This is a genomic window from Verminephrobacter aporrectodeae subsp. tuberculatae At4, from assembly GCF_000193225.1.
In the GTDB taxonomy this organism is placed as follows: Bacteria; Pseudomonadota; Gammaproteobacteria; order Burkholderiales; family Burkholderiaceae_C; genus Acidovorax; species Acidovorax aporrectodeae.
In genome coordinates this window covers 1-11,683 of record NZ_AFAL01000442.1, presented here as the reverse complement: position 1 = coordinate 11,683, position 11,683 = coordinate 1, and the positions used below count along the sequence as shown (strand labels likewise).

15 protein-coding genes are annotated in these 11,683 nt (G+C 69.7%); 9 read left to right on the top strand and 6 right to left on the bottom strand.

The features are described from left to right. The 3 genes from mreC to mrdA all read left to right on the top strand — a co-directional run. On the top strand, window positions 1-334 hold a 334-nt coding region (gene mreC / locus VTU_RS0114240), incomplete at its 5' end, for a rod shape-determining protein MreC (RefSeq protein ID WP_029554411.1). A 34-nt stretch (window positions 335-368) separates the two neighbouring features. Next, window positions 369-887, top strand: coding sequence for a rod shape-determining protein MreD (gene mreD, locus VTU_RS0114235; protein WP_010105254.1), 519 nt, complete (start codon window positions 369-371; stop codon window positions 885-887). A 43-nt stretch (window positions 888-930) separates the two neighbouring features. Beyond that, window positions 931-2,874 (top strand): penicillin-binding protein 2, encoded by a 1,944-nt coding sequence (gene mrdA / locus VTU_RS0114230; RefSeq protein ID WP_010105253.1) that lies wholly within the window; start codon window positions 931-933, stop codon window positions 2,872-2,874. Between the two features lie 22 nt (window positions 2,875-2,896). On the opposite strand, the gene VTU_RS0114225 is transcribed toward mrdA, so the two are convergent. From VTU_RS0114225 to VTU_RS0114200, 6 genes are all read right to left on the bottom strand, one after another. After that, a complete protein-coding gene (locus VTU_RS0114225) occupies window positions 2,897-3,790 on the bottom strand; it encodes a DMT family transporter (protein WP_010105252.1) in 894 nt (297 codons plus the stop codon). A gap of 63 nt (window positions 3,791-3,853) precedes the next feature. Further along, window positions 3,854-5,137 (bottom strand): DcaP family trimeric outer membrane transporter, encoded by a 1,284-nt coding sequence (locus VTU_RS0114220; protein ID WP_010105251.1) that lies wholly within the window; start codon window positions 5,135-5,137, stop codon window positions 3,854-3,856. 63 nt (window positions 5,138-5,200) lie between these two features. Next, entirely contained in the window at window positions 5,201-5,944 is a 744-nt protein-coding gene (locus tag VTU_RS0114215; RefSeq protein ID WP_010105250.1) for an amino acid ABC transporter ATP-binding protein, read from the bottom strand. Further along, window positions 5,941-6,723 carry an amino acid ABC transporter permease gene (locus VTU_RS0114210; protein ID WP_010105249.1) on the bottom strand — a complete coding sequence of 261 codons (783 nt, stop codon included), beginning with the start codon at window positions 6,721-6,723 and terminating at the stop codon, window positions 5,941-5,943. The genes VTU_RS0114215 and VTU_RS0114210 overlap by 4 nt, the downstream gene beginning before the upstream one ends. Window positions 6,724-6,738: 15 nt before the next feature. Further along, the gene (locus VTU_RS0114205) at window positions 6,739-7,500 is read right to left on the bottom strand and encodes a substrate-binding periplasmic protein (RefSeq protein ID WP_010105247.1); all 762 of its coding nucleotides are present in this window, start codon (window positions 7,498-7,500) and stop codon (window positions 6,739-6,741) included. Between the two features lie 226 nt (window positions 7,501-7,726). After that, window positions 7,727-8,179, bottom strand: coding sequence for a type II secretion system protein N (locus tag VTU_RS0114200; RefSeq protein WP_029554410.1), 453 nt, complete (start codon window positions 8,177-8,179; stop codon window positions 7,727-7,729). 61 nt (window positions 8,180-8,240) lie between these two features. On the opposite strand from VTU_RS0114200, the gene gspG reads away from it, so the two are divergent. The 6 genes from gspG to gspL all read left to right on the top strand — a co-directional run. Further along, complete coding sequence (gspG, locus tag VTU_RS0114195) at window positions 8,241-8,684, top strand: type II secretion system major pseudopilin GspG (RefSeq protein ID WP_010105244.1); 444 nt, start codon at window positions 8,241-8,243, stop codon at window positions 8,682-8,684. Then, window positions 8,659-9,126 carry a prepilin-type N-terminal cleavage/methylation domain-containing protein gene (locus tag VTU_RS0114190; RefSeq protein WP_040892855.1) on the top strand — a complete coding sequence of 156 codons (468 nt, stop codon included), beginning with the start codon at window positions 8,659-8,661 and terminating at the stop codon, window positions 9,124-9,126. The genes gspG and VTU_RS0114190 overlap by 26 nt, the downstream gene beginning before the upstream one ends. After that, window positions 9,123-9,488: a type II secretion system minor pseudopilin GspI gene (gspI, locus tag VTU_RS0114185; protein ID WP_010105240.1), complete on the top strand. Its 366-nt coding sequence runs from the start codon at window positions 9,123-9,125 to the stop codon at window positions 9,486-9,488. Before VTU_RS0114190 ends, gspI begins: the two co-directional genes overlap by 4 nt. A 73-nt stretch (window positions 9,489-9,561) precedes the next feature. Further along, the gene (locus VTU_RS0114180; protein WP_040892854.1) at window positions 9,562-10,227 is read left to right on the top strand and encodes a PulJ/GspJ family protein; all 666 of its coding nucleotides are present in this window, start codon (window positions 9,562-9,564) and stop codon (window positions 10,225-10,227) included. Further along, a complete protein-coding gene (gene gspK / locus VTU_RS0114175; RefSeq protein WP_010105235.1) occupies window positions 10,224-11,222 on the top strand; it encodes a type II secretion system minor pseudopilin GspK in 999 nt (332 codons plus the stop codon). The genes VTU_RS0114180 and gspK overlap by 4 nt, the downstream gene beginning before the upstream one ends. Continuing rightward, window positions 11,219-11,683: type II secretion system protein GspL (gene gspL / locus VTU_RS27350; protein ID WP_010105234.1), on the top strand; the 465-nt coding region annotated here is incomplete at its 3' end. The genes gspK and gspL, both read left to right, overlap by 4 nt.

Sequence of the window (11,683 nt, the reverse complement as noted above, 5' to 3'; positions counted from 1 at the left end):
CGTGCGCACCGGCGCGCGCGCGGTGGCCTACGGCGACCCCGTGGCCGGGCACGGCGGCATGGAACTGCGCTTCATGCCCGCGAGTGCCGACCTGCGCGAGGCCGACCTGCTGACCACCAGCGGCGTCGACGGCCTGTACCCGCCGGGCCTGCCCGTGGCGCGGGTGCTGCGTGTGGAGCGCCAGGCCGACTCGGCGTTCGCGCGCGTGTACTGCATTCCGCTGGCGCAGGTACAGGGCGCGCGCCACGTGCTGGTGCTCCAGCCGCTGGCGGACAGCGGGTTGCCGCGGCCCGAACCCGCGGCCGCGGCCCGGCGCGGGAGACGCAACAAATGACCGGCCGCAGACCCACTGCGCAAGGTGGCCCGCGATGATCATGCCGCGCGGCGAACCCCTGCTGCTGCCGGTGAATCCGGTGTTCGTGGTCGCCAGCCTGGTCGCGGGGCTGGCCGGCAACATGCTGCCGCTGGGACGCGTCGTCTGGATGCCCGACCTGCTCATGCTGCTGCTCGTCTTCTGGGGCGTGCACCAGCCCCTGCGCGTTGGCATGGGCGCAGCCTTCCTGCTCGGGCTGTGCATGGACGTGAACCAGTCCGCGCTGCTCGGCCAGCATGCGCTGTCCTACACCCTGCTGTCTTTCGGCGCCATCGCCATGCACCGCCGCCTGCTGTGGTTCAGCGTGCCGTTGCAGGCGCTGCAGGTGTTCCCGCTGTTTGCCCTGGCGCACACCGGGGAACTCCTGCTGCGCATGGCCGGCGGCGGAATCTTTCCGGGGCTGGCGGGCTTTCTGGCGCCGGTGCTGGAGACGCTGCTGTGGCCGCTGGCCAGCTGGATACTGCTCGCGCCGCAGCGCCGCCCGCCCGACAGCGATCAGAGCCGCCCTTTGTGATGGGAACTTCGATGGGCAATCCCGTGACCCTGCGCCGCTACCCATGACCGAACTGTGCAACAGCCTGGCCGACGCCGCGCGCTTTCGGATGCGCGCGCTGGCGGTCGGCATCGTGGCCCTGGCGGCGTTCTGCGTGCTGACTGGGCGGCTCTTTTTTCTGCAGGTTCTGCGCCACGAAGACCTGGCCGCGCAGGCCGAGAGCAACCGCACGGCGGTCGTCCCCATCGTTCCCGGCCGGGGGCTGATCCTGGACCGCAACGGCGTGGTGCTGGCGAGCAATTACTCGGCCTACACGCTGGAGATCACCCCCGCGCAGGCGGGCGACCTTGACGAGACCATCGCCGAACTGTCCCGGGTCGTGGAGATCCAGCCCCGGGACCGCCGACGCTTCAAGCAACTCCTGGAGCAGGCGCGCAACTTCGAGTCGCTGCCCATCCGCACGCGCCTGAGCGAGCAGGAAGTGGCGCGCTTCGCTGCGCAGCGCTACCGCTTTCCGGGCGTGGACATCAAGGCGCGGCTGTTTCGCAATTACCCGCTGGGCGAGGTGGCAAGCCACGCCATCGGCTACATCGGGCGCATCAACCAGAACGAGAAGACCCGCATCCAGGATTCGGACGACGAGGCCAACTACCGCGGCACGGAATACATCGGCAAGCTGGGAATCGAGCAGAGCTTCGAGCCCGTCCTGCACGGCAGCACCGGGGTCGAGCAAATGGAAACCTCCGCGGGCGGGCGCGCCGTGCGCAGCCTGTCCAGCTACCCGGCGACCCCCGGCGACGCGGTGCTGCTGGCGCTCGACATCCGGTTGCAAAAGCTGGTCGAGGACCTTTTTGGCGCGCGCCGCGGGGCGCTGGTCGCAATCGACCCGCGCTCCGGCGAGGTGCTCGCGCTGGTGAGCAAGCCGACCTTCGACCCGAACCTGTTCGTCGAGGGAATCGACGTCGAAAACTGGACCGCGTTGAACGAGTCCCCGGACAAGCCGCTGCTCAACCGCGCGCTGCGCGGCACCTACCCGCCCGGCTCCACCTACAAGCCCTTCATGGCGTTGGCCGCGCTGGAAAGCGGCAAGCGCACGCCGTCGGCGATCACGCAGGACAACGGCTCCTGGAGCTTCGGCGGGCATGTCTTTCGCAGCCACAGCGACCATGGCCTGGGCGCGGTCGACATGCACCGCAGCATCGTGCAGTCGAGCAACGTGTACTACTACGCGCTGGCCAACGACATGGGCGTGGACCTGATGCACGACTTCATGCAGCCGCTCGGCTTTGGCCAGATCACGGGCATCGATCTGCACGGTGAACTGCGTGGCCTTCTACCCAACCGGGAGTGGAAGCGCAACGCCTACCGCCGCCCCGGGCAAGGAACGTGGTACGCCGGCGAGACGATCTCGCTGGGCATTGGCCAGGGCTACAACAGCTTTACCACGCTCCAGCTCGCGCACGCCACGGCCACCCTGGCGAACGCGGGGCTGCGCCACCGGCCGCATCTGGCCATCGCCACGCTGGACGCGGTCACGCAGGAGCGCCGTCCGCTGGCCCGCGAACCGGCCGTCGACCTGCATTACCGACCCGAGAACCTGGAGGTGGTGCGGCGTGCGCTGGTCGGCGTGACGCAGGAGGGCACGTCGGCGCGCGCATTTGCCGGCGCGCGCTATCTGTCGGCCGGCAAAACGGGCACCGCGCAGGCCGTGTCGATCGGCCAGAAGGACCGGTACAACGCCGCCCGGCTGCAGGAGCAGCAGCGCGACCACGCGCTCTACATCGCGTTCGCCCCGGCGAATGAACCACGCATCGCACTCGCGGTGCTCGTGGAGAACGCAGGCTGGGGCGCCGGCGTTGCCGCGCCCATCGCACGGCGGGTGTTCGACTACTGGCTGCTGGGCGAGTACCCAAGCGAGGAAGATATGCTCGCCGTGCAAAAGGGCGCAGCCACGGCGCCCATCGGCAAACCCCGCCTGGCGGCCGACGTGCCGCTCGTGGAGCCTTGAGCGCGGCCAGACGCGCAGCGGCTCATGGGGAATGCATCCCGGGTCTGGCGCGGGGTCGGATCTGGCTGAACACCAGCGCCCCGACGATCAACGCCGCTCCGCCAAGACCTGCCCAGCCCAGTTGCTCGCCGAGCAGGGCCCAGGCGGTCAGGGCGGCGACAACGGGCTCCAGACCGAACACGATGGCGCTGCGCATGGCGTCCACGCGCTGCTGGCCCCAGGCCTGGAGCGTCACCACCACGACGCTGGCGAGCAGGCCCAGATACAAAAGGGCGGCCCAGGCAGCCGGGGGCAGGGCGCCCGCCGACGCGAGCCCGCGCATTGCGCCGTCGCGCGTGAGCAGCAGCAGCGTGGCCGCGAGCACCATCACCGTGGCCTGCGCCGCGGCCATGCGGCTGGCGCGCAGCGGCTGCGCCAGGGTGCGGCGCGCGCATTCTTCGAGCGCCAGGATGTACAGGGCGTAGAGCACGGCGCTCGCCAGCGTGAGCGTATCGCCCCGGCTCCAGGGCGCGTCCTCGTGGAACATCAGCGCCATTCCCGCGCAGGCCATGGCGCAGGCGGCCCACAGCCGCCAGCCATAGCGCCGGCCAAGCAGCGCCATGGCGAGCAGCGGAACCCCCAGCACGTTCAGTCCGGTGACGAAGGCGTTGCGGTTACTGCTCGTGCGCGCCAGGCCCTCGACCTGCAGCCAGAACGCGAGAAACATCAGCAGGCCCAGCGCGCAGCCCCATAGCCACTCATGGCGCAGCATGCCGCGCCACAGCGGCGCGAGCACGAGCAGGGCAATGGCAAACCGCAGCCAGATGATCTGGAGCGCGTCGAGTTGCGCGGACAGCAGCTTCATCGCGGGGAAGGTGGTCCCCCATACCGCGGTCACCACCAGCAGGGCCAGCAGGCCGAGACGTTCTGGGCGCATGAGAAAGGCTGGCCGGTTTCCCGGCCAGCCGCATCGGGTGAGCGACGAAGGATCGGCGCAGGATCAGTTGAACATGTAGCGCGCCTGCAGGTTCAGGCGCAGCAGGTCGCCCTTGCCGCCGTCGAAGGTGCGGCGCCGGCCGCCGAGCAGTTCGCTGCCCAGTTCCACGTTCTTGATCGGCAGGTAGTACATGCCGGCGTGCCACTGGTACAGCTGGCGGTTGCCCTTGCCGCCGAATGCGTTCACGTAGGCGTCGCCAAGCTTGTGGCTCGAGCGCATCATGCCCAGCGCCAGGTGGGCGCGCAGTTTCTCGCCGAAGCTCTGGCCCAACCCGAGCATCAGGCCCTGCGCACGGTCCAGGCGCAACCGGTTGCCGTCGAGCACGGGGGTGTTCACGCCCGTCAGGAACGCGGCGTCGCCGTCGCCGTCCAGGCGCGTGTACTGCGCCGTGAGCGTGGTGCTGGGCGAGACCTTGAAGCCGGCGCCCAGATTCAGGCCCAGGCCGCGCTTGCTGACGCCGTCCACGCGCTGTTCGTGCGACAACAGGCTGGTGCTCAGGCTGCCCCAGTCGAACACCTTGCTGACGCGGGCGACCAGGTTCGGGAGCTTGGCGCCGTTCGTGGGATCTTCCAGCGCAAACTGGAATTTGGGCAGGCCGGGTCTGCTGTAGGTGTAGCGCAGCTGCCCCACCCGGGGACCCGGGGCGCCGGGCGGGCCGCTGAAGTCCACGGTCTCCGGCAGGGTGTCCAGGTCGATGAAGGTCGACCAGGTCTGGCCGATGGTCCAGCCCGCGTACTCGCCATACGCATGGCGCAGCCGCAGGCGGTTGCGGTTGCATTCGGTGCCGCCGCAGCTGGCGTAGAAGTCGGCCTCGAGCTTGGTGTTGAAGCTGCCGGCCGAGGTCGGCGTGGAGGTCTCGAAGCCGAAGCGCGAGGTCTGCGCGGTGTACGCGGTCTTGCCGGTGCTCCCGCCGCCCAGCGGCTGCTCCATGATGTTGCTGAAGAGCTCGCCAGGCGCCGTGGTCTTGAAGTCCTTGAACAGATTGGCTTCAATCTGGCCGTAGAGGCGGATTGAGGTCTCGCTGCCGGGCAGGCGCAGGCTGCCCGGGATGTCGCCGAGCACCACGGCGTCCTTTTGTTTGAGTTCCAGCGCGTCCATGCGCTCGTTCGGCGCTGGCGCCGCAGACGGCTGCGCCTGCCGGGCCTTGAGCTGGTTGAGTTCGTCGCGTAGCGCCCGAAGCTCGTCGCGCAGGGTTTCAAAGTCCTTGGCGGACTGCGCCAAGGCGGCAGGCGGCAGGCTGTACAGGCCGGCGGCGAGCAGGGCAAGGAGGGCGTGATTTGGTTTCATGTTTGGCTTCATGGTCACTCCGGTTGGGCTGGTTGGGCTGGTGGTGGTGGGTGATGGGGTCTTTCAGGAGCTCATGCGGCCGATGAAGGCACGAATGCGCTCGCTCGCAGGGTACTCGAAGAATTCGGCGGGTGCGGCGTCGTGCGCGATGCCACCCTGGTCGAAGAACAGGACGCGGTCTGCGACCTCGCGCGCGAAACCCATTTCGTGCGTCACCACGACCATGGTCATTCCGCCGCGCGCCAGTTCGCGCATCACGTCCAGCACCTCCTGCACCATTTCGGGGTCGAGCGCCGAGGTCGGCTCGTCGAACAGCATCACCCGGGGCTGCATCGCCAGCGCGCGGGCGATCGCCACGCGCTGCTGCTGTCCGCCCGAAAGCTGCCAGGGATACTTGTGCGCGTGCGCGTGCATTCCCACGCGGCGCAGCAGGGTCATGGCCTGTTCGTTGGCCTGCGCACGCGGGGTGCGGCGGATGCGCCGCGGCGCCAGCGTCAGGTTGTCGAGCACGCTCATGTGGCCAAACAGGTTGAACTGCTGGAACACCATGCCGACCTCGCTGCGCTGCCTCTGGAGCGTCGCCGGGTCGTCGCTCACCTCGACGCCGTCGATCCGGATGCACCCCGAGTCATGCGGCTCGAGCCGGTTGATGGCGCGCAGCAGCGTGCTCTTGCCCGACCCCGAGGCGCCGATGATCACGCTGACCTCGCCGGTGTTGAACACGGTCGAGACATCGCGCAGCACCTGCTGCGTGCCGAAGGCCTTGCAGACGCGCTCGGTGACGATGAAGGGCTCGGGCTGGCTCAAGGGTTGCGCCCTTCCACGTCGAAGCGGTACTCGACGCTGTCCGAGATCTGCGTCACCAGGGTCGTCAGCAGCAGGTAGGTGACGGCCACGGTCGAGAGCGTGGCGATGGGCTGGAAGGTCGCCGACTGTATGCGGTTGCCGACGTTCGTCAGTTCCACCACGCCGATGGCGTAGGCCAGCGACGAGTCCTTGAGCAGCGCGACGAAGTTGTTCACGAGCGGCGGCAGCGAGATTCTGAACGCCTGCGGGAACACCACGTCCAGGAACACGTGCCACCGGCTCAGGCCGAGCGCCCTGGCGGCCTCCGTCTGGCCGCGCGCAACGGCCAGCAGGCCGGCCCGGATGGCCTCCGCGTTGTACGCGCCCACGTTCAGGCCCAGCGCCAGCACGGCGGCGGCGAAGTCGGGCAGGTTCAGCCCGGGAACCAGCACCGGCAGCGCAAAGTAGACGAACAGGATCTGCACCAGCAACGGCGTTCCGCGGATGATCCAGATGTAGCCGCCCGCGACCCAGCGCACGCCCGCCCAGCGCGCGGTGCGCGCCAGCGCCGCGCCCGTTCCCAGCGCCAGACCCAGGCTGCCGCTCACGAGCGTGAGACACAGCGTGGTGCGCGCGCCGCCCGCGAAGGCCTGGGCGTTGGAGCCGATGGGCTCGGGCAGAAACGAGAGCAACTGGCCGAGCAGGGCCAGCGCCAGCAGCGTCAGAACGACGGCCGAGACCAGCGTGGCGTTGCTGCACTGCTGGCGGCTCCAGCGTTGTGGCCAAAGGGCGGTGAGCATGCAGGGGTGGGGGGCTCAGTGGCAGCGCACGTCTTCGTCGAAGTACTTCTTGGACAGGGCGGCGTAGCTGCCGTCGGCCAGCACCTCGGCCAGCGCCTTGTTCCAGCCGCTGGCGAGCGAGGCGTTGCCCTTGGCCACGGCGGCGGCGATGCGCTCGATGAACAGCATGTCGCCCAGCTTGAATCCGACGCCAGGGTTCTTCTGCGCGATGGCCTTGGCCACGAAGCGGTCGGTCACCCAGGCGTCCACGCGGTGCGAGACCAGCGCGCTGCGCGCGTCCATGTCGGTGGGGAAGTTCTTCATCTCCTTGATCGACGAGATCTTTTGCACGTTCTCCAGGTAGCTGGTTCCGGTCTGCACCGCGACCACCTTGCCCGCCAGGTCCCGGGCGTTCTTGATCGCCGGGTCCATGGCGATGATCATTCCGCCCGAGCAGTAATGGGGATCGGTGAAAGTCACGGCCTTGGCGCGCTCCTCGGTGATTCCGTGCGAGGCGATCACCAAGTCCCAGCGGTCCTGGCGCAGGCCGGTGAGCAGGGCGTCGAAGCCCAGCGTCTTCCACTCGATGCGCAGCCCCATCTTCTTGGCCACGAGCTCGGCGACGTCCACTTCAAAGCCGGTCAGCGTGCTGCCGTCGAAGAAATTGAACGGCGCGAACTGCCCCTCGGTGGCGATGAGGATCTTGCCGTCTTTCTTGACTTCGTCCAGCGTCCGGGCCTGGGCGAGGAATGCAGCGCAGAGCGCCAGGGCGGTGGCTACGGCCTTGAACAGTTTCATGACAACGGCTCCTGTCGGAGGGTTTCAGGTACAAAAAATCCGGCATGCAGACGTGCTAGCAAACCGGATGCCAGGGCAGACCGCGAAGCACTCTGCCATCGAACGGTCGCGATTATAGGGACGCGGTTTTTCCCAAAACCCCGTGGATTCCCTTCTTCATGGCGTTCATTTGCCGGTGCATGGCAGGCCCGGATCGGGCGGATCCGCGCGTTCTGCTCGCGGGGTGTCAGTTTCTCAAAGGCGGCATTTCCAGGGTCAGCGTCGTGGGCCCGCCGACGCGCGGCCCGAGCTGCGCCTGGCGCAGTCCCAGGGACTGCACGACGAGTTCCTGATCGACCGTGGCGCCGACGCGAAACGGCTTCGCCGGCTGGTTGCCGATCGCGATCAGCGCCGCGCCACCGCCGCTGCGGCGGCCCGAGAGCACGCCCAGGAGCGCGAGCCGGGCCGCGGCCTGCGGCGCAACGGGTGCCGCGTCGGACACCACGGGCACGGCCCCGAACAGGCGCGCCAGGGCCTGGGCGTCGAGCGCCACAGGGGCTGCGGCAACGGCGGGCGCCAAGGGGCCATCCGCAGGTGCCGTCAGGCGCAGCCCCCAGAAGACCAGGCTCGCAGCCGCTGCGGCCCAGAACGCCAAAGTCCCCAGCCGCACACCCCATTCGCTGTACGAATTGCTCACCATGGGGGAGATTATGATGCAGGCGATTCGCCCACCCCAAGAGAAGAGATCGCCCGCAGTGAACATGTCCTCGTCCCGCATCCTCCTGCACCGCGCCCGCCGCGGCCGCGGTTTCACCCTGATCGAGCTGATGGTGGTTCTGGTCATCATCGGCGTTCTGGCCGCGCTCATCGTGCCGAATGTGCTCGAGCGCGCGGACGACGCCCGCATGACCGCCGCCAAGACCGACATCACCAACATCATGCAGGCGCTCAAGCTGTACCGCCTGGACAACCAGCGCTACCCCACGGCCGAGCAGGGCCTGCAGGCGCTCATCACCAAGCCGACCACGGGTCCGGTGCCGCGCAACTGGAAGCTGTACCTGGAAAAACTGCCCAACGACCCCTGGGGCTACCCCTACCAGTACCTGAACCCCGGAATCAAGGGCGAGATCGACGTCATGTCGCTCGGCGCCGACGGGCAGTCGGGTGGCGAAGGCAAGAATGCCGACATTGGCAGCTGGCAATAGCCGGCCCCGGCGCGCGCGCGTACGCGGCTTCACCCTGCTGGAGCTGCTGGTGGTCGTCAGCATCATGGCGCTGGCGACGGCCGGCGTGGGCCTGGCCCTGCGCGACAGCGGGCAGACGCTGCTCGAGCGCGAGGCCGACCGGCTTGCCGCGCTGCTCGAATCGGCGCGCGCGCAATCGCGCGCCATGGGCCTTGCGGTGCGCTGGCGCGCCCTGCCGCAGGGCTTTCGTTTCGAGGGACTGCCGCCCGCAGCGCAGGCCGCATTGCCCAGCCAGTGGTTGGACGCGGGAACCGTCGTGCGCGGGCCGGGCGTTCTGCAACTGGGGCCCGAGCCGCTCATCGGCCCGCAGCAACTGCTCATCACCCACCTGTCGGCCCCCGGGCGCAGCCTGCGCATCGCCACCGACGGCGTGCGCCCGTTCTCCGTGGACCCGGCGCCATGATGGCGCCGGCCGGGCAGCGCGGCTTTACGCTGCTGGAAGTGGTCGTGGCGCTGGCCATCGTCGCGCTCGCGCTCATGGCCGGCGTGCAGGCCACGACGGCGCTCACGCGCAACGCGCTGCGGCAGTCGGACATCGTGCTCGCCCAGCTGTGCGCCGAGAACGAGCTGATCAAGGCCCGCCTGTCGCGCCAGATGCCCAACGTGGGCGACAGCACGGCGGACTGCGTGCAGGCCGGGCGCCTGCTGCAAGTGCAAACCAACGTGCTCCCCACGCCGAACCCGGGCTTTCGGCGCATCGACGCGCGGGTGGTCGATGGCGAGAACGCCATCCTGCGCATTTCCACCGTCATAGGGCGTTACTGATGCGCCCGCTCGAGCCGCTTCGCGTCGTCCCCCGGGGGGGCACCAGCAGCGGCCCGGCAGAGCCGGCTCCGCGCTGGCCCCGACGCGGCGCGCGCGCGGCCGGCGGGGGTTTACGCTGATTGAACTGCTGGTCGCCATCGGCGTCATGGCCCTGCTGGCGATTCTGAGTTGGCGCGGGCTCGACGGCATGCTGCGCGCGCAGGAAACGACGCGCCAGCGGGCCGATGAATTGCTGGTGCTGCAAGCGGCCCTGAGCCAGTGGGGCACGGACCTGGACGCGGTGCTGCCGATTGCCAACACCACGGCGCTGGACTGGGACGGCCAGGTGCTGCGCCTGACGCGCCGCAGCGGCACCATCCCCGACACCGGCGCCCTGGTCGTGGCCTGGACGCGCCGCAGCACCACGGGCCAGTGGCTGCGCTGGCAATCGCCGCCGCTGCGCACGCGCGCCGAATGGCAGCAGGCTTGGCAGCAGGCGGCCCAATGGGCGCGCACCCCGGGCGAGGCCGAGCGGCGCCACGAAACCGCGCTGCTCACGCTGGACGACTGGCAAATCTTCTATTCCCGCGGCGGCGCGTGGTCCAACCCGCTGTCGAGCAGCGACGGCGCGTCGGGCAGCAGCGCTGCCGCCGTTCCCGACGGTGTGCGCCTGCGCATCACCCTGCCCGCGGGCCAGGCGCTCGCCGGCCTGCTCACGCGCGACTGGGTGAACCCGGTGCTCGGCGGGGAGCGCTCATGAGCCGGCGCCGGATCCGGGGCGCCGCACTGCTCGCGGCCATGCTCATCGTCACGCTGGTGGCCACCTTTGCCGCCGCCGCCATGTGGCAGCAGTGGCGCGCCATCGAGATCGAGACCGCCGAACGCGCGCGCGTCCAATCCGCCTGGATCCTTGTCGGCGCGCTCGACTGGTCGCGCCTGATCCTGCGCGAGGATGGCCGCCCGGGTGGCGCCGACCACTTGGCAGAACCCTGGGCCGTGCCGCTGCAGGAGTCGCGCCTGTCGACCTTTCTGGCCGCCGAGAACAACGTCACGCAGGTCGATGACGCGAGCACCGAAACCGCCGACGCCTTTCTCTCGGGCCAGATATCCGACCTCCAGGGCCGCCTGAACATCACCAACCTGATCGAAAACGGCAAGGTGCAGGCGCTGGCGTTGCAGCAGTTCACGCGGCTCTTCGAGCTCCTGGGCCTGCCCATGCAGGAGCTGAATCTGCTGGTCGATGGCCTGCAACGGGCGCAGGCCAGAAGCGGCGACAGCGGCAACGCGCCGCTGCAGCCACCCACGGTCAGCCAGCTCGGCTGGCTGGGGCTGACGCCGGCCACCGTCGCCGTCCTGGCGCCGCACGTCGCGCTGCTGCCGAGGCCCACGCCGGTGAACCTGAACACCGCCGGCATCGAGGTGCTGCAAGCCGCCATCGACGGCCTGGACAGCGCGAGCGCGCAACGCATCGTGCAGGTCCGCGCGGAGCGGCATTTCAACAGTCTCGACGACGTGAGCGCGCTGCTCGGCAGCGGCGTCCAGATCACCAAGACCGCGCACGCCGTGGCCACGTCGTACTTCGAGGTGCGCGGCCGTCTGCGCCTGGGCGAGAACACGGTGGACGAGCGTTCGCTGCTGTACCGGCAGGGGATGGACGTCACCACGCGGTGGCGCGAACGCGGCGCGCTCGAGCACGCCACGCCCTGGCGCCCGGGCGCCAAGCCCTGGTCCCCTAGAATGGCGCCCGTTCCATGAGCACCCTGATCCTCTTTCTGCCGCCGGCCTGCCCGGGACCCGCCACGGAGTACAGCTACACGCTGACGGCAGACGGTCACCGCGCGATTGCCCAGGCCAACGCCCCGGCCGCCCTGCTGCCCATGCGCCCGGGCACCGAGGTGGTGGCCGTGGTCCCGGCGCGGGCCCTTTCGTGGCAGCGCGTGCAACTGCCCCCCGGGCTGCCCCTGGGCCCGGGCCGGCAGACGCCGCGGCTGCGTCTGGTGCTCGAAGGCCTGCTCGAAGAGCGCCTGCTCGACGACACCCCGGCGCTGCACTTCGCCATCCAGCCCGGCGCGCAGGGCGGCGTTCCGGTGTGGGTGGCGGTGTGCGAGCGCGCCTGGCTGCGCGAGCACCTGCAGGCGCTGGAGGCCGCCGGCCGCCGGGTGGCGCGCGTGGTTCCCGAGTTCGCCCCCGGCGACGCACAGAGCAGCCCGCAGTTG

Bases quoted from the DNA above. Each gene is read 5' to 3' on its own strand.
- gspI (WP_010105240.1), top strand. From the start codon at position 9,123: ATGATGGCGCCGGCCGGGCAGCGCGGCTTTACGCTGCTGGAAGTGGTC.
- gspG (WP_010105244.1), top strand. From the start codon at position 8,241: ATGTCCTCGTCCCGCATCCTCCTGCACCGCGCCCGCCGCGGCCGCGGT.
- VTU_RS0114200 (WP_029554410.1), bottom strand. From the start codon at position 8,179: ATGGTGAGCAATTCGTACAGCGAATGGGGTGTGCGGCTGGGGACTTTG.
- VTU_RS0114225 (WP_010105252.1), bottom strand. From the start codon at position 3,790: ATGCGCCCAGAACGTCTCGGCCTGCTGGCCCTGCTGGTGGTGACCGCG.
- VTU_RS0114190 (WP_040892855.1), top strand. From the start codon at position 8,659: ATGCCGACATTGGCAGCTGGCAATAGCCGGCCCCGGCGCGCGCGCGTA.
- gspK (WP_010105235.1), top strand. From the start codon at position 10,224: ATGAGCCGGCGCCGGATCCGGGGCGCCGCACTGCTCGCGGCCATGCTC.
- mreD (WP_010105254.1), top strand. From the start codon at position 369: ATGATCATGCCGCGCGGCGAACCCCTGCTGCTGCCGGTGAATCCGGTG.
- VTU_RS0114205 (WP_010105247.1), bottom strand. From the start codon at position 7,500: ATGAAACTGTTCAAGGCCGTAGCCACCGCCCTGGCGCTCTGCGCTGCA.
- mrdA (WP_010105253.1), top strand. From the start codon at position 931: ATGACCGAACTGTGCAACAGCCTGGCCGACGCCGCGCGCTTTCGGATG.
- VTU_RS0114210 (WP_010105249.1), bottom strand. From the start codon at position 6,723: ATGCTCACCGCCCTTTGGCCACAACGCTGGAGCCGCCAGCAGTGCAGC.
- VTU_RS0114220 (WP_010105251.1), bottom strand. From the start codon at position 5,137: ATGAAACCAAATCACGCCCTCCTTGCCCTGCTCGCCGCCGGCCTGTAC.